The sequence below is a fragment of the Bradyrhizobium sp. 613_E4_N2_2 genome (genome assembly GCF_052075995.1).
Classification (GTDB): domain Bacteria; phylum Pseudomonadota; class Alphaproteobacteria; order Rhizobiales; family Xanthobacteraceae; genus Bradyrhizobium; species Bradyrhizobium barranii.
Window position 1 is genome coordinate 8,679,428 of the sequence record NZ_CP197234.1, and the last position, 18,911, is coordinate 8,698,338.

Annotated in this window: 18 protein-coding genes; 4 read left to right on the plus strand and 14 right to left on the minus strand. The window is 64.8% G+C overall.

All coding sequences use genetic code 11. From position 1 onward, the window contains the following. Positions 1–10 precede the first annotated feature (10 nt). The gene (locus tag AB7290_RS41315) at positions 11–829 is read right to left on the minus strand and encodes an alpha/beta fold hydrolase (RefSeq protein WP_085399607.1); all 819 of its coding nucleotides are present in this window, start codon (positions 827–829) and stop codon (positions 11–13) included. A gap of 224 nt (positions 830–1,053) precedes the next feature. Then, positions 1,054–2,595: a benzoate-CoA ligase family protein gene (locus AB7290_RS41320; protein WP_085399255.1), complete on the minus strand. Its 1,542-nt coding sequence runs from the start codon at positions 2,593–2,595 to the stop codon at positions 1,054–1,056. Positions 2,596–2,623: 28 nt separating this feature from the next. Here AB7290_RS41320 and AB7290_RS41325 point away from each other — a divergent pair, with 28 nt between their 5' ends. After that, complete coding sequence (locus tag AB7290_RS41325; protein WP_275552115.1) at positions 2,624–3,640, plus strand: helix-turn-helix transcriptional regulator; 1,017 nt, start codon at positions 2,624–2,626, stop codon at positions 3,638–3,640. Positions 3,641–3,907: 267 nt separating this feature from the next. Further along, positions 3,908–4,303, plus strand: coding sequence for a group II truncated hemoglobin (locus AB7290_RS41330; protein ID WP_085399253.1), 396 nt, complete (start codon positions 3,908–3,910; stop codon positions 4,301–4,303). A gap of 64 nt (positions 4,304–4,367) precedes the next feature. Here AB7290_RS41330 and AB7290_RS41335 read toward each other — a convergent pair whose 3' ends face one another. The 4 genes from AB7290_RS41335 to AB7290_RS41350 form a co-directional block, all read right to left on the minus strand. After that, the gene (locus AB7290_RS41335; protein WP_085399252.1) at positions 4,368–4,628 is read right to left on the minus strand and encodes a hypothetical protein; all 261 of its coding nucleotides are present in this window, start codon (positions 4,626–4,628) and stop codon (positions 4,368–4,370) included. Then, positions 4,579–6,312 carry a YbaL family putative K(+) efflux transporter gene (gene ybaL / locus AB7290_RS41340; protein WP_441254446.1) on the minus strand — a complete coding sequence of 578 codons (1,734 nt, stop codon included), beginning with the start codon at positions 6,310–6,312 and terminating at the stop codon, positions 4,579–4,581. The genes AB7290_RS41335 and ybaL overlap by 50 nt, the downstream gene beginning before the upstream one ends. Before the next feature lie 82 nt (positions 6,313–6,394). Continuing rightward, on the minus strand, positions 6,395–6,727 hold the full coding sequence (locus AB7290_RS41345) for a PRC-barrel domain-containing protein (protein ID WP_085399250.1): 333 nt from the start codon (positions 6,725–6,727) through the stop codon (positions 6,395–6,397). 68 nt (positions 6,728–6,795) lie between these two features. Beyond that, positions 6,796–7,581: an IclR family transcriptional regulator domain-containing protein gene (locus AB7290_RS41350; RefSeq protein WP_085399249.1), complete on the minus strand. Its 786-nt coding sequence runs from the start codon at positions 7,579–7,581 to the stop codon at positions 6,796–6,798. Between the two features lie 111 nt (positions 7,582–7,692). Between AB7290_RS41350 and AB7290_RS41355 the strand changes: the two genes are divergently transcribed. Next, positions 7,693–9,051, plus strand: coding sequence for an aromatic ring-hydroxylating dioxygenase subunit alpha (locus AB7290_RS41355; RefSeq protein WP_085399248.1), 1,359 nt, complete (start codon positions 7,693–7,695; stop codon positions 9,049–9,051). Positions 9,052–9,214: 163 nt separating this feature from the next. After that, entirely contained in the window at positions 9,215–10,651 is a 1,437-nt protein-coding gene (locus tag AB7290_RS41360) for a glutamine synthetase family protein (protein ID WP_085399247.1), read from the plus strand. 312 nt (positions 10,652–10,963) lie between these two features. On the opposite strand, the gene AB7290_RS41365 is transcribed toward AB7290_RS41360, so the two are convergent. The 8 genes from AB7290_RS41365 to AB7290_RS41400 form a co-directional block, all read right to left on the minus strand. After that, positions 10,964–13,246 (minus strand): TonB-dependent siderophore receptor, encoded by a 2,283-nt coding sequence (locus tag AB7290_RS41365; protein WP_085399246.1) that lies wholly within the window; start codon positions 13,244–13,246, stop codon positions 10,964–10,966. A 110-nt stretch (positions 13,247–13,356) separates the two neighbouring features. After that, a complete protein-coding gene (locus tag AB7290_RS41370; RefSeq protein WP_244623213.1) occupies positions 13,357–14,352 on the minus strand; it encodes an AraC family transcriptional regulator in 996 nt (331 codons plus the stop codon). 39 nt (positions 14,353–14,391) lie between these two features. Then, the gene (locus AB7290_RS41375; protein WP_085399244.1) at positions 14,392–15,120 is read right to left on the minus strand and encodes an ABC transporter ATP-binding protein; all 729 of its coding nucleotides are present in this window, start codon (positions 15,118–15,120) and stop codon (positions 14,392–14,394) included. After that, positions 15,113–15,880 (minus strand): ABC transporter ATP-binding protein, encoded by a 768-nt coding sequence (locus tag AB7290_RS41380; RefSeq protein WP_063979902.1) that lies wholly within the window; start codon positions 15,878–15,880, stop codon positions 15,113–15,115. The genes AB7290_RS41375 and AB7290_RS41380 overlap by 8 nt, the downstream gene beginning before the upstream one ends. Beyond that, positions 15,873–16,817, minus strand: a complete 945-nt coding sequence (locus AB7290_RS41385; protein ID WP_085399243.1) for a branched-chain amino acid ABC transporter permease — start codon at positions 16,815–16,817, stop codon at positions 15,873–15,875. The genes AB7290_RS41380 and AB7290_RS41385 overlap by 8 nt, the downstream gene beginning before the upstream one ends. Continuing rightward, positions 16,814–17,731, minus strand: coding sequence for a branched-chain amino acid ABC transporter permease (locus AB7290_RS41390; protein WP_008143427.1), 918 nt, complete (start codon positions 17,729–17,731; stop codon positions 16,814–16,816). Before AB7290_RS41390 ends, AB7290_RS41385 begins: the two co-directional genes overlap by 4 nt. Positions 17,732–18,027: 296 nt before the next feature. Further along, entirely contained in the window at positions 18,028–18,246 is a 219-nt protein-coding gene (locus AB7290_RS41395; protein ID WP_008540920.1) for a hypothetical protein, read from the minus strand. A gap of 1 nt (position 18,247) precedes the next feature. Continuing rightward, on the minus strand, positions 18,248–18,907 hold the full coding sequence (locus AB7290_RS41400) for an acyl-homoserine-lactone synthase (protein WP_071909116.1): 660 nt from the start codon (positions 18,905–18,907) through the stop codon (positions 18,248–18,250). Between the last annotated feature and the right edge of the window lie 4 nt (positions 18,908–18,911).

Here is an 18,911-nt window from a genome sequence, read left to right on the forward strand (position 1 = left end):
CTCCGCAGGATCATGCGGCGCGTCCCTGAAGTCCCTGATCGTCGCGCAGGGCCGCTCTTGCAAATTGCTCAATCGCGTCAAGCGTCGCCCTCGGCGCTTCACGATGCGGGGAATGTCCCGCGTCTGAAATAATTTTCAAATCTACCGGACAGTAACACTCTTCCTGCGCAATTTCGACCTGTCGCAATGTCCCATATTGGTCGTCCTTGCCCTGCACGACCAGGATGGGAACGCGGATGTAGGCGAGATATTCCGAAATGTCCCAGTCGCGGAACTTCGGATCGAGCCAGGCGCCGTTCCAGCCGTAGAAGGCGTTGTCGACATCCCTGTGCCAGCGCGCCAGCTTCGCCTTGAGGTCGGTACTCTCGAAGGTCGTCTTGATCGCTGCGATGGATTTCACCGAGATATCCTCGACGATGAAATGCGGCGCCATCAGCACGAGGCCGTTCAAGCGGTGATCCTGATGCGCGCCGGCATAGATCGTCGCGATCGAGGCACCGTCGGAATGGCCGAGCAGGAGGCCGCGCTTGAAGGAAATCGCGTCGAGGATATTCGGCAGCACATCCAGCGCCTCGCGCTGCATGTAATCGAGCGGCCGCGGCAGCGTGACCGGGCTCGACTGGCCGTAGCCCGCGCGCGAATAGACGAAGATGCCGGCGCCGGTGGCTTGCTGCAGCTTCTCGGGCAAGTCGCCCCACAGGTCGACGGAGCCGAGGCCTTCGTGCAGCATGACGATGGTGGGGGCGTCAGCGGCTTGTGGCGCGAGCCATTTGTATTCGAGGCTGGCGCTACCGATGGTCAGGAAGCCGGTGGGGGTGAGGTTGGTCATGGTCGTATTCCTGTTCGCTCCGTCTGTACCCTCCCCTGGAGGGGGAGGGTCGGCTCACATCGAGCGCAGCGAGATGTGAGACGGGGTGGGGTGACAGTCTCTCGGCGGATGCGGTGCCCGAGTGGAGAGATCACCCCACCCCGCTTCGCATTGCGCTTCGCTCCATGCGAAGCGACCCTCCCCCTCCAGGGGAGGGTCAGCAAGCGAGCCCGCCGCTTGCACGCTCAATTCGCCCCTTCCCGCAACTTGAACCGCTGGATCTTCCCGGTCGCCGTCTTCGGCAGCGACTCCACCACGTCGATCCAGCGCGGATATTTCCACGGGCCGATCTTCTGCTTGACGTGCTCCTTCAGCATCTCCTGCAAGTCCGCCGTCGCCGCACCCGGACGCAGCACGACGAAGGCCTTCGGCTTCAGCAGGCCTTCCGGATCGGCTTCCGGCACGACGGCGGCTTCCAGCACGGCGGGATGCGTGATCAGCGCGCTCTCGACCTCGAACGGCGAGACCCAGATGCCGGACACCTTGAACATGTCGTCGGCGCGGCCGCAGAAGGTGTAGCGGCCTTCGCCATCGCGGACATATTTGTCGCCGGTGCGGGTCCACGGACCTTCAAAGGTGCGGCGGCTCTTGTGGCGCTGGTTCCAGTAGCCCTCGCCGGCGGAGGGCGCATCGACCAGCAGCTCGCCGACCTCGCCGTCGGCGACATCCTGGCCGGCCTCGTTGACGAGCCGCACCGCATAGCCCGGCACCGGCTTGCCGGAGGAGCCGTATTTGATGTCGCCGGGCGCGTTCGACAGGAAGATGTGCAGCAGCTCGGTCGAGCCGACGCCGTCGAGGATATCGACGCCGAAGCGCGATTTCCAGCTGTTGCCGACGGATTCCGGCAGCGCCTCGCCGGCCGAGGTGCAGATGCGCAGCGACTTGCCGCCGCGCTCGGCCTTCATCGTCTCGTCGTTGAGCATCGCCGCGAACAGCGTCGGCACGCCGTAGAAGATCGAGGGATTGTACCTGTTCATCAGGTCGAACATGCGCGCCGGCGTCGGGCGCTCGCTGTTCAGCACCACGGTGGCGCCGACCGACATCGGAAAAGTCAGCGCATTGCCGAGGCCATAGGCGAAGAACAGTTTTGCCGCAGACAGGCAGACGTCGTTCTCGCGGATGCCGAGCACCTGGCTCGCATAGGTGTCCGCGGTCGCCTGCAAATTCGAATGGATGTGGCGCACGCCCTTGGGCATGCCGGTTGAGCCCGACGAATACAGCCAGAATGCGGGCTCGTCGGGATGCGTCGCGGCGGTCGTGAACTGGTCGCTCTCGCCGGCGAGCTCTTCCGCGAGCTGCTTGTGGCCGTTCATCTTGGCGCCGGAGACCACGACGTGCTCGAGATCCGGCATGCGGCCAACGACGTCCTTGATAACAGGATAGAGCGCTTCGGAGACGAACAGCACCCGCGCGCGGCAATCGGCGAGGATGTAGGCGTATTGGTCCGCGGTCAGCAGCGTGTTGAGCGGCACCGGCACAATGCCGGCACGGATCGCGCCCAGAAACACGATCGGGAAATCGACCGTATCCAGCATGATCATCGCCACGCGCTCCTCGCGGCGGACCCCGAGCCGGCGCAACATGTTGGCGGCACGCCGGGTCTCGCGCTGGAGCTCGCCATAGGTGAGCCGCGAGACGGTGTCGTCGAAGACGAGCTTGCCTCCCCTGCCGTCCTCGACGTTGCGGTCGAGCAGCCAGGTCACCGCGTTATAGGATCCCTCGCTCACGGACTTCTCCCCCGAATTTAGAATTATAATTCATAGAAAGACACCGCGGCGGCTTGCTGTCAATGCTGGCAGGCATTATGTTTCATTAAAACGCGCCGCAGGACACCCTCTCAAGAAGGCCCATGATCTGCAGTCCATGACCGACAGTCCCGACGCCGAATCCCGATTTCTCGAACAGCTCGGCCAGCGCGTGCGCACCATGCGCGCGCTGCGCGGCATGTCGCGCAAGGTGCTGGCCAAGGTATCAGGGATTTCGGAGCGCTACATCGCGCAGCTCGAGAGCGGCAAGGGCAACGTCTCCATCGTGCTGCTGCGCCGCGTCTCCGACGCGATGGGCGCGCATCTCGAGGACCTGCTTCCCTCGGCCGATCCGACGCCGGAGTGGCAGATGTTTCGCGATCTCCTGCGCAAGGCGACGCCGGCGCAGATCGCTCAGGCCAAGGACGTTCTCGCCGGCGGCAGTGCGTCGGCGCCGCGGCGCGCGCCGTTCTGCGGCATTGCGCTGATCGGCCTGCGCGGCGCCGGCAAATCGACGCTTGGGCGGATGCTGGCGAAGAAGGTCGGCTGGAGTTTTGTTGAGCTCAACAAGGAGGTCGAGCAGCAGAACGGGCTCTCGGTCGCCGAGATCATCGCGCTCTACGGCCAGGAAGGCTTTCGCCGCATGGAGCAGGCAGCGCTGCAACAGCTGCTCGCGCGCAACGAGCTGATGGTGCTGGCGACCGGCGGCGGCATCGTGTCGGAGCCGTTGACCTTCGACCAGATCCTGTCGTCGTTCTACACGATCTGGCTGAAGGCCGAGCCCGAGGAGCACATGGCCCGCGTGCGCCGCCAGGGCGACCTGCGCCCGATGGCGGACGACCGCTCCGCGATGGCCGAGCTGCGCAACATCCTGCTGAGCCGCGAACCGCTGTATTCGCGCGCGACGGCGGTGGTGGATACGGCAGGGCTGTCGGTCGATGCGGCGGCTGCAAGGCTGATCGATGCGGTGCGGCCGGTGCTGCAGAACGAAGCCCGGAGTTTCGGCCTGCGCAGCGTGGCGCTGTAGGGCGATCCGCGCGCGCCGACCTCCGCTGCGTTCCCTCCCCCCTTGCGGGGGAGGGTTCGGGAAAGGGGTCCACACGGGGACTCCATCACTCGCGCAACGCGCTTCTTCTTCGCGACAACCAACACCATTTCCTGGGCGACCCCTCTCCCCTGCCCTCCCCCGCAAGGGGGGAGGGAGCAGAGCTGAGCGCGCAGCTACGCCATGCGTCCCCTTTTCGTTTCGCAAAGGGAGACGATATGAAGAGCCTTGCACCAGACAGGACTCACGATGACCTCCAGCGACGTCACCACCTCCATGTTCGAGCGGATCGGCGGCAGCGGCACGATCGACCTTCTGGTCGACCGCTTCTACGACCGCATGGACAAGCTGCCGGAGGCGAAAATGATCCGCGCGATGCACGCGGATGACCTCGGACTGATCAGGGACGTGCTGAAGCGCTACCTCACCGAATGGACCGGCGGCCCAAAACTCTATTCCGTCGAGAAGGGCCATCCACGGCTGCGGCAGCGGCATATCGGCTTTGCCATCGGCGACGCCGAGCGCGATGCGTGGCTGCTCTGCATGCGCGGCGCGCTGGACGAGACGGTCACGGACGCTGCCGCGCGGCAAGACCTCGACAAGGCGATATCGGGCCTGGCCGACTGGATGCGCAACCGACAGTGACACAGAGCGCGAGTTGGGGACGCGGTGGGTTACGCCAGCGGACTGCGCTTCGCGCAGTTGCAGGCTAACCGACCCTGCGCAATCCCACCCTGTCATTGCACGCGTCAAACACCGAGTGATCCAGCGCCTCGGCCACAAAACCCGCCACATAAATCAACGCCAGGATTGCCGCGGAGATCGCCACCGTCTCCGCATGCGCGAGCCCCCACCGCAACAACCGCTGCAACAATGTCGGCTGCGGAAAGCGGTAGGTCTGGCCCTGCGGCGTGATCAGGTCAAACGACCGAACCGGCCTCGAGCGGACGGGGATCTTGCTGGGCAGCATCTGGAACTCTCCTCTCCAGCTCCTCGATCATGCCGCGCGCGATCTCCCGCTCGCCCATGATGACGACATCCGCCCCCAGCCCCTTCAAATGATCGACCTCGGCATCCGCATGCGCCCGCGCGATGATGCGGATATCCGGATTGGCCGCACGCGCCTGCTGCACGATCTGCCCTGCCTCGAACGCCTCGGGGATCGCGATGACGAGATGCCGCGCCCGTGACGGATTGGTGGCGCCGAGAATTTCGGGCTGCGCGGCATTGCCCATGACGGTCTCGATGCCGCCCTGCTTCAGCTTCGCCAGCGCACTCTCGCCGACCTCGGCGACAAGGAACGGCAATTGCCGCTGTTTCAGGGCATCGCCGACGAGCGCGCCGACGCGGCCATAGCCGATCACGATCGTATGGTCGGTCAGGTCCGTGGTGCGGATCGGTTCGGGCACGGCGGCCGCGGCCTGCGGTGAATCCCGGCGCGGGTCGAGACGCGGCGCGAGCCAGGTGGCGGCCGCGAACATCAGCGGGTTGAGCATGATGGAGAGGATCGCGCCGGCCATGATCAGGTCGCGACCGTCGCTGGGCAGGATCTGCGAGGCGACGCCGAGCTCGGCCAGGATGAAAGAGAACTCGCCGATCTGCGACAGGCTCGCCGAGATCGTCAGCGCGGTCGCGACCGGATGCCGGAACAGGACCACGATCAGGAACGCCGCGAGTGATTTGCCGAGCATGATAATCGCCAGCGTCGCCAGCAGCGGCCAGGGCTCGCGGACCACGCTCATCGGATCGAACATCATGCCGACCGAGACGAAGAACAGCACGGCGAAGGCATCGCGCAGCGGCAGCGATTCCTGCGCGGCGCGTGCACTGAGCGGCGATTCCCGCAGCATCATGCCGGCGAAGAACGCGCCCAGCGCCAGCGACACGTCGAACAGCTTCGTTGCCCCGAATGCGATGCACAGCGCAATCGCAAGCACGCCAAGACGGAACAATTCGCGCGAGCCGGTATGCGCGATATAGTGCAGGATCCAGGGGATCACCCGGCGCCCCACCACCAGCATCAGCCCGATGAACACGATGATCTTGGCCAGGGTCAGCATCACGATGCCGGCAAGCCCGAAGCCAGCCTGCGCGGCCAGCGGCTCGAAGGCTGGCTTGTCGCCGCCGCTCTGAAGGCTTGCGATCGCCGGGAACAGCACCAGCACGATCACCATCGCGAGGTCCTCGACGATGAGCCAGCCTACCGCGATGCGGCCGCGATCGGTCTGCATCAGGCGCCGCTCCTGCAGCGCGCGAAGCAGGACCACCGTGCTCGCGACCGACAACGCCAGTCCGAACACGAGTCCCGCACCAACGCCCCAGCCCATCAGCCATGCAAGGCCGAGCCCCATCAGTGTGGCGACCGCAATCTGCACGACGGCGCCCGGAACGGCGATGCGCCGGACGCTCAGCAGATCCTGGAGCGAAAAATGCAGGCCGACGCCGAACATCAGCAAGATAATGCCGAGTTCGGCGAGCTCGGTCGCAAGTGCCTGGTCGGCGACGAAGCCTGGCGTGAACGGGCCGACGGCAACGCCGGCAAGCAGGTAGCCGACAAGCGGCGGAATGCGGAACCGCTGCGCTATAGTTCCAAGTACGAAGGCGAGTCCAAGTCCGACGACGATGGTGGCGATGAGAGGTGTGTCATGCGGCATTTTTGCCTTTTGACACAGAGCGCGCGCCGGCGCACCGCGACCAAGTGAGGCGGCTCAGCGCGCGACGCCTGCAATCGCGCCGTCAGATCGACCAATAATTTGGGTGCGCGTAGGGCTGCGAACGATCGCCCCAGTCAAATTCGTCGCCGTCGAACTCGCACGGTCCGCTGGCGAGTTCGTCCTGCGTCACCTCGACACGAAAAGCCTGCCGCGCGGGATCGTATTTCAGCGCGCCCCACTGCACCGGATAATGGTGGTGCGTGCCGAGCAGCCCGCCAGTCCTGATCACGGCGTAGGCGACCGTGCCGGTCACCTTGTCGAGCATCAGCCGCTCGATCGAGCCGAGCTTCGCGCCGTCGCGCCCGTAGACGCCGACGTGCTCCACGCGATCACTGGGAACCATGGTGTGTTTCATGGCGTCCTCCCTGTTGTCTTGCGTGACGAGATTATAGGCCCGCGGACGCGCGGCGCCAACGATCGTTGCTATAACAGCTGCGACCGCACGGACTCCGCGCCCTCGCGGAGCAGCGGAAGCAACCGGTCGACCAGCTCCCCTGCCGGCACGCGGTCGACATGGGCGCCCATGTTGATGGCGGCGACGATCACGCCGTCGTAGCGGCGCACCGGAACCGAGATCGAGCGGAAATGCGGCTCTGCCTCGCGATCGACCAGCGAATAGCCTTGGTCGCGATCGGCTGTGATACTGGCCAGCAGCGCCTTGGGATCCGTCACCGTCTGCGGCGTCAACATCTCGCGCTTCATTGTCTTCAGGCGTGCGGCAAGCGCTGCGTCATCGAACTGCCCGAGCATGGCGCGACCGACCGAGGTGCAGAACGCCGGCAGCCGGTAGCCGATCTCGAGCCCACCCGAAAACATCCGCGCCGGGCTGCTGCGCGCGACAAACACGACGTCGTCGCCATCGAGCACCGCGAGCGAGGAGATTTCCTGCGCTGCCGTGGCGACGCGATCGAGCACCGGCTGAAGCACGGCGACGAGCTGGCTGGAGCGCAGGTAGGACGCCGCGAGCGTCAGCACGTGCGGCGTCAGCGAGAACAGCTTTCCGTCGCCGGCGACGAAGCCGCCGCGCTGGAGCGTGAACAGCATACGCCGCGCGGTGGCGCGCGGCAGCTCTGCGGCCCGGGCGAGATCGCTCAGCGTCATCGGGCCGGTGGTCGCGCCGAAACATTGCAGCAGGCGCAGGCCGCGATCGAGGCTCTCGACGAAATCCGTCGCCCGCTCGTCGTTTTCGCTGCGCTTCAGCTTGGGCATAGGTTCGGGAACATCCTGCAAAATATTGCTTGCCGCCGGACCAAGGCATGGCATAATTCGCCCATTCGTTCAATAGGCGAACAAACGCCTCTCCGACAAAGGACGCCCGCCATGATGAGCCAGGAGCAGAACGACCTGATCACCCGTACCGGTCCGAAGGACCCCTGCGGCAAGCTGATGCGGAGCTACTGGCAGCCGGCGGCGCTGGTCGACGAGCTGGAGGGCGCGCGCCCGATCCGTCCCGTCAAACTGCTCGGCGAGAACCTGGTGCTGTTCCGCGACGAGAGCGGACGCTACGGCCTGATCGATCGTCACTGCGCCCACCGCGGCGCCGACCTCGCCTTCGGACGTCTCGAACATGGCGGCCTGCGCTGCGCCTTCCATGGCTGGCTGTTCGACGCCACTGGCCAGTGCATCGAGACGCCGGCCGAGCCGAAGGACTCAAAACTTTGCCAGAACATTCGTCAGCGTTCCTATCCCGTGGTCGAGAAGAGCGGCATCCTCTGGGCTTATCTCGGCGAGGGTGAGCCGCCGGCATTTCCGGAGCTCGACTGCTTTGTCGCGCCCGGCACGCACACTTTTGCGTTCAAGGGCCACATGGCCTGCAACTGGCTTCAGGCCCTCGAGGTCGGCATCGATCCCGCGCACGCCTCCTATCTGCACCGCTTCTTCGAGGACGAGGATACGTCGACGGCTTACGGCAAGCAGTTCCGCGGCGCCTCCGCCGGCAGCGACCTGCCGATGACAAAGATCCTGCGCGAATACGACCGGCCGATCATCAATGTCGAACACACCGAATATGGCCTGCGGCTGATCGCGCTGCGCGAGATCGACGAGGAGCGCACCCATGTGCGCGTCACCAACCAGCTCTTCCCGCACGGCTTCGTCATCCCCATGAGCACGGAAATGACGATCACGCAGTGGCACGTGCCGGTCGACGACGAGAACTGCTACTGGTACGCGATCTTCACCAGCTACACCAACCCGGTCGACAAGCAGAAGATGCGCGATCAGCGGCTCGAGCTCTATGAGCTGCCCGACTACAAGTCGCGCAAGAACCGCGGCAACGATTACGGCTTCGATCCGCACGAGCAGGCGACCGCGACCTATACCGGCATGGGCACCGACATCAACGTGCACGACCAGTGGGCGGTGGAATCGATGGGCGCCATCCAGGACCGCACCAACGAGCATCTCGGCTCGAGCGACAAGGCGATCGTGCAGTACCGCCGCCTGCTGCGGGCTGAGATCGAGAAGGTCGGCGGCGGCGAGAAGCCGATGCTGTTCCTGGACGAGAGCAGGGCGCGCAGCATCCAGGGACCGGCCACCATGGACGGCATCGGGCCGACCCAGGGTTGGGAGCTCTACTGGATGGAGGTCGACGTCAAGCGCCGCCGCGGCGCACCTTGGGCCGCGCCGGTGCCGAAGGAGATCGCCGACAACGTGCACCGGCTGACGGCGGCGGAGTGATAATGCCGTCAATCAGCGGCAGGCGCCACATACTCCACTGTCATGCCCCGCGAAGGCGGGGCATCCAGTACGCCGCGGCCTCTCGTGGACACGTCGCCGTCTCTGGAATACTGGATCGCCCGCCTTCGCGGGCGATGACAGCACGGACAGAAGGAGCAACCGAGTGACTTTCGTCGCGCGTCATGCGCTGTGGTCGGATGAGCAGAGGGACGCCGCAGCGCGCCTGCGCCGCATCGTCGAGGAAAAGAACCTCGAGGTCATCCGCCTCGCCTTCCCGGACCAGCACGGCATTTTGCGCGGCAAGACCATCATCGCCGCCGAGGCGATCGCCTCGCTGGAGAGCGGCTGCTCCATCACCACGACCATGCTCGCCAAGGATACCTCGCACCGCACGGTGTTTCCGGTGTTCACGTCAGGCGGCGGGTTCGGCATGAAGGAGATGGAGGGCGCGGCCGACGTGTTGATGGTCGCCGACCCAACCACGTTCCGCGTGCTGCCATGGGCGCCTGCGACGGGCTGGGTGCTCTGCGATCTCTATTTTGGCGACGGCCGTCCCGTGCCATTCGCGACCCGCGGCCTCTACCGCAAGGTGCTCGATGATCTCAGCGGCCGCGGCCACGATTTCGTCGCCGGCCTCGAGGTTGAATTCCACATCTTTAAGCTCGACGACGCGCATATGCGGCCCGAGGATGCCGGCCAGCCCGGGACGCCGCCGTCGGTGAGCCTGCTCAGCCACGGCTACCAATACCTCACCGAGCAGCGCTTCGATCAGATGGAGCCGGTGCTGGAGATCCTGCGCCGCGATATCGTCGCGCTCGGACTGCCCTTGCGCTCGGTCGAGGTCGAGTTCGGGCCGAGCCAGTGCGAATTCACCTTCGCGCCGAAGAAGGGGCTGGAGCCCGCCGACAACATGGTGCTGTTCCGCTCCGCCGTGAAGCAGATCGCGCGTCGCCACGGCTATCACGCCACCTTCATGTGCCGGCCGAAACTGCCGAACGTGTTCGCGAGCGGCTGGCATTTGCACCAGTCGATCGTCTCGCGCGCGTCTGGCGAAAATCAGTTCATGGCGAAAGACGGCAGCGAGCCGCTCAGCGCGTTCGGCCGGGCGTACCTTGCCGGCCTGCTCGACCATGCCCGCGCCTCGACCGTGTTCACCACCCCGACCATCAACGGCTACAAGCGCTACCGCTCCTATTCGCTGGCGCCGGACCGCGCGATCTGGGGCCGCGACAATCGCGGCGTGATGATCCGGGTGCTCGGCGGCGCCAATGATGCCGCAACGCGCCTGGAAAATCGCATCGGCGAGCCCGCCGCCAATCCCTATCTCTACATGGCCTCCCAGATTCTCTCGGGCCTCGACGGCGTCGACCGCAAGCTCGACCCCGGCCCGTCCGCCGACACGCCCTACGAGACCAAGGCGCCGCCGTTGCCGAAGAGCTTGCGCGATGCGGTCGCCGCGCTGAAGGACGATCCGTTCTTCCGCGAGAAGTTCGGGCCCGAGTTCGTCGACTACTACACCCACATCAAGAATGCCGAGATCGACCGCTTCCTGTCGGAGGTGACCGACTGGGAGCACCGCGAATATTTCGAGGTGTTTTGACGGAGATACGTCTCACGCCCGCGTGAGGCGACTTCGTCCGGTCTGTTCCGACGACATCACGGCGCTCGCCGACGAAGCCATTTTCCCTGTCCCTCGAAAACGGCCGGAAAGACTGGGGGCCTAATATCCTGCATGTGATCAACAGTGGAGTTCGATCATGTGGGTTCAATTGTTCAGCCTGATCTACCGCCTCTCCTGCCGGACCACCTTGGTTGAAATCGGCACCCACCACCTGGCGCGTTAGTCGCCGGCGCCAGCGATTTGGGTAAGACATATTGACCGGATAACCGGGGTTCTCATGCGCAAGCTGGTTCACCAGCGATAGCCGAGCGTTGCGATGACGGTCAGCGGCGCGCCACGGTAGCAGTAACCGACTTGGCACGTGGTGTAGTGCAGATTGAACAGGTTCTTGGCATTGACCTGGAACTGGAGGCCCTTCAGCTCCTTCATCGCCTGGCCAAAATCATATTTCAGCGCTGCGTCGATCAGGGTTACCGAGCTGTTCTTGAACGTATTCGCATCATCGCCGTAGCTCCAGGACATGTAACGCGCGCCGCCACCGACGCTCAATCCTGCAAACGGTCCGGCCAGCGGCAGGGCATAGTTCGCCCACAGCGTCGCCGTGTGCGGAGGATTGCCCGAGGGAAACTTGCCGATCAGCGAGTCGTCAGCGGCCTGCTTGGTCACCATGTCGAGATAGGTGTACGACGAGGTGATGTCGAAACCACCGCCCAGGCTAGCAAGCGCCTGCAATTCGAAGCCGCGGCTTTGAATCTCCCCGCGCTGGACCGTCACGCCCGTCCCCGTCGTGACCAGGCCGCCGTCCTGGGTCAAATCGAACACCGCCGCGGTAATGAAGCTCCTCGTGCCCTGCGGCTGGTACTTCACACCGACTTCGGTCTGCTTGCCGGTGGTCGGCTTGAAGAAGGCGCCCGACGGATCGACGCCGAGATTGGGAAAGAACGAGGTTGAGTAGGCGACGTAAGGCGCAACGCCGGAATCGAACACATAGGTCAGCCCGGCTCGCCCGCTATAGGCCTGATCGGACTGCGTCTGCCGGGTCAGCGCGAACAGATCCTCACCCGTGGTGCTGACCCAGTCGCTGCGGCCGCTCAATGTGAGAATCCAGTGATCGAGCCTGGCCTGGTCCTGGATGTACACGCCGGACTGGGTCTGTCGCTGCTGCGTCAAGGACGAGATCGCGGGATCGGGAATGGATTCCGGCGCGTAGACCGGCGCGGCCAGATTGAGGTCGGAGACGCCGAAGCCGAATCCCTGCTTGTCGTTGAACTTCGACGCGGTGTAGTCGGTGCCGACCAGGAGCGTGTGCTGCACGGGCCCGGTCGATAGCTTGGCCTCGACCTGGTTATCCATGATGGCCGATTGCAGCGTGTCGTGGACGTAGCCGGTATAGCGCGAGACGACATTGCCCACCGGCGCCCCGAGAAAGCCCACATAGCGGGTGACCGCGTCGACATCGACGTAGCGGAATTTCTGGCGGACGGTCACGGCGTTGTTGAACGCATGCTCGAACAGGTAGCCCACGCGTCCCTGCTCCTGGTTGAGCGAATTGTAGGACGGGCTGCCCGTGAAGATGTCCGTGGCGGTGCCGGTGCCCGTGGAGTAGGTGAACATGGATCCGGGCGTCTTCGACTTCTGATAGGACCCGAGAATCGTCAGGGTCGTCGATTGATCCGGCTTCCAGGTGACGGCGGGCGCGATGTAGGTCCTGTTATCCTTGCCGCCCGGCACGAACACGTCCGCGTCGCGCACCACGCCGGTCAGCCGATAGAGGAATTGACCGTTGGCATCGACCGGACCCGAAAGATCGAAATTGCCCTGGACGCGATCGCGGTCGCCAAACACCGTTTGCGCCTCGTGAAACGGCTGGCTGGTCGGCAGCTTGCTCGACAGGTCGATCAGTCCGCCGGGCGAGCCGAGCCCGTAGAGTGCCGAGCTCGGCCCACGGACCACGGTGATGCTGTCGACCCCATAAGGCTCGGTCTTGAACACGCTGAGACCTGCTCCGACGAGGCGCAGGCCGTCGAGATAAACGCCGTTATAAGTGATGTCGAAGCCGCGGATCGCGATCGCGTCGAAACGCGGATCGTAGCCGATACGGACGCCGGGTTCGTAGCCAACCGCCTCCGTCAGCGTCTGGACGGCGCGGTCGTTGAGCTCCTTGCGCGTCACGACCGAGATCGACTGCGGCGTCTCGAGCAACGGCGTGTTGGTCTTGGTACCCGCCGAACTGCTGTCTGCAACATAGCTGCTCTCGCTCGACGCGTTGGCGCGACCGACACCGGCCTCGCGCGCGCCCGAATTTCCGGCTGGCGCGGGCCCGGCATTGCGTTGCGTCGCGATGCGGCCGCGCGACGACTGCGAAGCTCGCTGCGCGGGCTGGGTGCGCGGACGCGCCTGGATCGGTGCCTCCACCGTGACGGGAGGCAATGTCGCCGCCGTCGACGTCGAATTGGTCCCGGAGGTCTGTGCGACCGACGGCGTTGCGTGCAGGACTATTCCCAGGCCGGCCGCTCCCAGACCAGTTCTCGCCATCCGTTCCCAGCCGAGCGTCCACCCGTCGTTGCGCGTCATTGTCTTCCCCGAGTTCCGTGTTCGAACAACCCGGGAGTAACCAGATCGAGGCGCACACCGCCTTTGCGCGCGCGCAAATCACCTTTGATCGCACGTGGAGGCGTTCAAGTTCACTGACAGCGGCTCGGCGAATAGCCGAAGTGCCTGCGGAATGCCGTCGCGAAATTGGCCGGATGGGCATAGCCGACCCGAAAGGCCGCCTCGGTGACCGACAACCGTTGATGAATCAGAAGGTCACGTGCGGCATCGAGTCGGCGGGCCCGCAAATAGTCGATCGCGCTCTCGCCATACGCCATCTGGAATTTCTGGTTGAAGGACCGGCGGCTCAGCCCCGCATTCCGCGCCAGCTCGTCGATGCTCCAGGGATAAGCGAGATCGGCATCCATGCGCGCCTTGACCGATTGCAACCGCACCCGCTGGAGGTCGGCTGCAGGATCGAGCGCGATCCCGCGCTCGCCGAACAAGGCGTGGACCACGATCTCGGCGGCATGCGCCGACAGCAGCAATTGCGTCGCGTTTCCGGCCACCGGTGGCGAGAACATTTCTACCGCGAGGGCCTGCACACGCGGAGACGCCGTGACAGAGACGATGGCCGTGCCCAACGCGTCGGTCTTGAACAGCGCCCGAACCTCGTCGCCGAGTCCAAGCCCGTCGATGGAGGCTTGGGGAAGCGCCAGGCCGATCGCAGGACGTTCGCCGCAGCGAACCGAGCCTCCTACGGCGACGGATTCGCGCACGGCAATCGCCGTCATCTGCCCTGCACCCGTTGTGCGCGTCAGAATGCCGCGGCCTGCGCCTTCATCGAGCGCAACGGAGATGAACAAGCCCGGCCCTACGATCGCTGGCCGATCGGGATCGGCGCGAAACTCACCTCTGATGAACACACAGCCCGGGAAATCCAGCCATTGAGGCGCTGTCGAAGCGCCTCGCTGTGCGGAGCCGATGATGTCGTCTTCAGGCCGTCCGGCAATTTGATTGTAAAAGTCCTGCATCGAATCCGCTACGCCGCGACATTGGCGGCTGGCGGCGGCGCACTCAAGACCTCTGCGCGCAGTTTGGAGAGCTTCGAAACTGACGTCCTCGACGAGGTTCTGCGCGCGCGGCAATCCTGCACGGACGATACGGCAACCAGATCCAGGAGCGCGTCAGATGCCCAGATATTTGTGCTGGAGATCCGGCTCCGCCATCAGCTCGACGGACGTGCCGCTCCACACCGTCTTGCCGCGCTCGATGATGTAGTGGCGGTCGCAGATGCGGGCGAGGTGGTCGACGTTCTTGTCGACGACCAGGATCGACTGTCCCCGGCTCTTCAGCAGCGACAGGCAATTCCAGATTTCTTCGCGGATCAGCGGCGCAAGGCCTTCGGTCGCTTCATCCAGGATCAGCAGCTTTGGGTTGGTCATCAGCGCGCGGCCGATCGCGAGCATCTGCTGCTCGCCGCCGGAGAGCTGGTTGCCCATGTTGGCGGCGCGCTCGGCAAGGCGGGGGAACATCACGTAGATCGCGGCCAGCGTCCAGGGATTGGGGCTAGCGAAGCGATCGGCGGCGGCCGCGACGAGATTTTCGCGCACGGTGAGGTTCGGAAAGATTTGGCGTCCCTCCGGGACGAGGCCGACGCCGAGTTTTGCAATTCGATAGGACGGAAGCTGCCGCACCTCGGCGCCCGCAAAGCGAATCGTGCCTGATCGTGCCGGTGTCAGGCCCATGATGGAGCGGATCGTCGTGGTCTTGCCCATGCCGTTGCGGCCCATCAGCGAGACCATCTCGCCCGGCTTGATCGACAGCGACAGGCCGAACAGCACCTGGGAGAGGCCGTAGCAGGTCTCGATGCCGTCGACGTCGAGCAGCGTGTCAGCCATCGCCTTTTCAGACATGGTGCGTCACCACATGCTGGTCGCCGAGATAGGCGCGCTTGACGTCCTCATTGGCGCGGATCGCGGCTGGATCACCGGAGGCGATGACGCGGCCATAGACCAGCACCGAGATGCGGTCGGCGAGCGCGAATACCGCCGGCATATCGTGCTCGACCAGCACGATCGAGACTTCCTTCCGCAGCTCCTGAAGCAGTTGCACCATGCGCTGGGATTCGGTGACGCCAAGACCCGCCATCGGCTCGTCCAGCAGCAGCAGCTTCGGCTTGCTCGCGAGCGCGACCGCGAGCTCGATCTGGCGGCGCTCGCCATGGCTGAGCCTGGACACCAGGACATCGGCGCGATGGCCGAGCCCGACGCGGTCGAGCGCGGCATGGGCGGCATCGCGCAGGCCCTTCTCCTTGCGCGCATTGGCGAAGAAGCGGAACGAGTGGCCTGCATGCGCCTGCGCCGCCAGCGCGACATTGTCGGCGGCGGTGAAGTCGAGCAGCAGCGAGGTGATCTGGAACGAGCGTGCCAGCCCCAGCGCGCAGCGGCGATAGGCCGGCAGATAGGTGATGTCGCGGCCGCCGAGCGAGACGCTGCCGGAATGCGGTTCGAGGTGCCCGGTGAGCTGGCTGATCAGCGTGGTCTTGCCGGCACCGTTCGGGCCGATGATGGCGTGCAGCTCGCCGCTAGCTACGTCGAGCGAGACGTTGTCCGTCGCAACGATGCCGCCGAAACGGCGCACCAGTTTTTCGACGCGGAGCAGCGGTTCAGCCACGATTGAGCCTCCCGAGCAGGCCCATGATACCGCCGCGGCCGAACAGCACGATCAGCAGCAAGAGCGGGCCCATGATCAGCGCCCAGTATTCGGTGATCTGCGACAGGAATTCTTCCAGCAGCAAAAACACCACCGCGCCCATCACCGGGCCGAACAGCGTGCCCATGCCCCCCAGGATCACCATCACCATGAGGTCGCCGGAGCGGGTCCAGTACATCACGGCCGGGCTGATGAAATCGGTGTTGTTGGCGAGCAGTGCGCCGGCAAGGCCGCACATCATACCGGAGATGACGAAGCAGACGAGCTTGTAGCGTTTTGCCGGAAAGCCGATCGCCTGCATCCGCTGCTCGTTGGAGCGCAGGCCCTGCAAGACGAGACCGAAGCGCGAATTGACGATGCGCCAGATCAGGACGATCACGGCGAACAGGCAGGCGAGGCAGAGATAATAGAACTGCGTGCGGTTCGACAGGTTGATCAGGCCGGAGAAGTCGCTGCGCTTGTAGACGGTGAGACCGTCATCGCCGCCGTAACGCGCGAGGCCGGAGGCGACGTAATAGGCCATCTGCGCAAACGCCAGCGTGATCATGATGAAGTAGACGCCACGCGTACGAAGGGAAAGCGCGCCGATCACCAGCGCATAGATCGCGGAAGCCGCGAGCGCGACCGGGAACTGGATGAAGCCGGAGCCGACGCCTTCCTGCGCGAGCATGCCGACCGCGTAGCCGCCGATGCCGAGATAGGCGGCGTGGCCGAAGCTCATCATGCCGCCAAAACCCATGATGAGGTTGAGGCTCGCGGCCGCAAGGGCCAGGATGACGATGCGGGTGAACAGCGTCAGGATGAAGATGTTGCCGGACAGCTGCGAATAGAGCGGCAGCAGCACGAGGCCCGCCAGCATCAGGGCCGTGACGGCCTTGCTCACAGTGAAAGCCTTCATCGACGGTTGGCCGGAAACAGCCCCTCCGGGCGCACCACCAGCACGATCGCCATCAGCAGATAGATCAGCATGGACGACAGCGCGGGCGCGGCGGTGGAGGCGGCGGCGCCGCTCAGCACCTGCCGCAACAGGTTGGGCAGGAAGGCGCGGCCGAGCGTGTCGATCATGCCGACGAAGATCGCGGCGAGGAACGCGCCACGGATCGAGCCGATGCCGCCGATCACGATGATGACGAAGGCGAGGATCAGGATGTTCTCGCCCATGCCGATCTGCACGGTGAGGATCGGCGCCTGCATCAGGCCGGCGAGGCCGGCGAGCGCGGCGCCCAGGCCGAACACCAGCGTGTAGAGCAGCTTGATGTTGATGCCGAGCGCGCCGATCATCTCGCGGTTGGAGGCGCCGGCGCGGATCAGCATGCCGATGCGGGTGCGCATCACGCCGAGATAGAGCAGCAGCGCGACCAGCAGCGCCACCACGATGATGGCGAGACGATAAGCGGGATAGTGGATGCCGGGCAGGATCGGCACCGGCACCGTGAGCCAGGCCGGCAGCGGCAGCGCAAGCCCGGCCGGACCCCAGATCAGCCGCACGGCTTCATTGAAGAATAGGATCAGACCGAAGGTCGCGAGCACGTGGTCGAGATGGTCGCGCCCGTAGAGATGCCGCAGTGCCGACATCTCCAGCACGATGCCGAGCACCAAAGTCGCACCTAACGCCAGCAGCGCACCGAGCAGGAAGCTGCCGGTCCAGGCCGCAAAGGTCGCGGCGAAATAGGCGCCCATCATGTAGAGCGAGCCGTGCGCGAGGTTGACGAGATCCATGATCCCGAACACCAGCGTCAGGCCGGCGGCGAGCAGGAACAGGAGCAGGCCGAACTGCAATCCGTTCAAGAACTGTTCGACGACGAGCAGCATCAAAACTCTTTCAGGCGCACGCGGTGTCGCGCCGATGTTCGAACTCGGTCGCCATCAGTGAAAGAGCTCCCCCTGCCTCTTCAAGGCGGAAAAATGGGTAATGGCAGTATCGTTCCGAGGCAAGAGCGATTCAACACCAGACATGCACTTTGTTGCATGCCGGTGCATGCGATCGAAATTGGCCCTGCAAGAAGGCTGCCGCGCAGGATGGGTCAACCTGCCGCACCCAAACGATCGCCCTCCCCCAGGCATGCCTGGGAGAGGGCGCGAAGGTCGACGGAAGCAGGAGAAGGCGTCTAGTGCGACGTCATCTGCCGAGGGAGATCATCCGGCTCGGCCAGTACACTGTTGGCCGTCGAGGCTTCCAGCGCCGCCATCCGGAACAGATAGGCGAGCGTTGCCAATCCGGTGTCTTCCGCCATCTGCGCCAGCTCGAGCGCCATGTCGGACATGTAGCCGAGATTCTCGTCCTTGGTCTGCGCCATGATCTGGCTGTCCCGCATCATGTTCGACATTTCAGGCGCTCTTTCGTTGCGCGGCAGCAAGGCCGCAGAGGTTGGCACGGGCGACGGCGTCCAGACGCGGGCCGTCCTGTTGTACGATCGAATCCATGCCGATGCGATCATGCAGGGCATCGAGGGTCTCGCGGCGAATGTCGATGGTCGCCGCCATGGTCCAGGCGTTCTCCACCAGCTCGGGCAGACCAAGCGGCGTCACGACGAAGCCGGCCTCATGGAAGCGCGGCAGCCACCAGGTCTCCATGATCGCGCTGACCTGCGCGATTCCCTGATCGAGGCAGAACTCCTGCACCGCTGCCATCAGTTGCAGGTTGAGAGTGCCGTCGCGGCGATCGCGCACGACAAAGTAGCGCGACCATTCCCAGACCAGCGGATTCGCAGGGCAGCCGCGAACCGATGCCAGATGCGGGAAGACCTCGCTCATCATCGAGGGTTTGGTGGTAGGGTAGAGCCGGTGACCGCCGACGACGCGCCGGCCTTCCAGCGCGAGCAGATAGACGGTGTCCTCGTCGTCGTAGGAATCGACCTCGCGGCAATCAGGCCGGCGCAGCGTCTCCCAGTGCCGCTCCTCGACGAAGATGTCGTGGCGTAGTCGGAAGTGCTGCTCGAGTACGTCTTCGTAAAGGTGGCGATTGACCGAAGAAATTGCGTGAATCATGAAA

Excerpts from the sequence above, each read along its gene's own strand:
- AB7290_RS41315 (WP_085399607.1), bottom strand. The coding sequence starts at position 829 with ATGACCAACCTCACCCCCACCGGCTTCCTGACCATCGGTAGCGCCAGC.
- AB7290_RS41330 (WP_085399253.1), top strand. The coding sequence starts at position 3,908 with ATGACCTCCAGCGACGTCACCACCTCCATGTTCGAGCGGATCGGCGGC.
- AB7290_RS41335 (WP_085399252.1), bottom strand. The coding sequence starts at position 4,628 with ATGCTGCCCAGCAAGATCCCCGTCCGCTCGAGGCCGGTTCGGTCGTTT.
- ybaL (WP_441254446.1), bottom strand. The coding sequence starts at position 6,312 with ATGCCGCATGACACACCTCTCATCGCCACCATCGTCGTCGGACTTGGA.
- AB7290_RS41345 (WP_085399250.1), bottom strand. The coding sequence starts at position 6,727 with ATGAAACACACCATGGTTCCCAGTGATCGCGTGGAGCACGTCGGCGTC.
- AB7290_RS41350 (WP_085399249.1), bottom strand. The coding sequence starts at position 7,581 with ATGCCCAAGCTGAAGCGCAGCGAAAACGACGAGCGGGCGACGGATTTC.
- AB7290_RS41355 (WP_085399248.1), top strand. The coding sequence starts at position 7,693 with ATGATGAGCCAGGAGCAGAACGACCTGATCACCCGTACCGGTCCGAAG.
- AB7290_RS41365 (WP_085399246.1), bottom strand. The coding sequence starts at position 13,246 with ATGACGCGCAACGACGGGTGGACGCTCGGCTGGGAACGGATGGCGAGA.
- AB7290_RS41375 (WP_085399244.1), bottom strand. The coding sequence starts at position 15,120 with ATGTCTGAAAAGGCGATGGCTGACACGCTGCTCGACGTCGACGGCATC.
- AB7290_RS41385 (WP_085399243.1), bottom strand. The coding sequence starts at position 16,817 with ATGAAGGCTTTCACTGTGAGCAAGGCCGTCACGGCCCTGATGCTGGCG.
- AB7290_RS41390 (WP_008143427.1), bottom strand. The coding sequence starts at position 17,731 with ATGCTGCTCGTCGTCGAACAGTTCTTGAACGGATTGCAGTTCGGCCTG.
- AB7290_RS41395 (WP_008540920.1), bottom strand. The coding sequence starts at position 18,246 with ATGTCGAACATGATGCGGGACAGCCAGATCATGGCGCAGACCAAGGAC.
- AB7290_RS41400 (WP_071909116.1), bottom strand. The coding sequence starts at position 18,907 with ATGATTCACGCAATTTCTTCGGTCAATCGCCACCTTTACGAAGACGTA.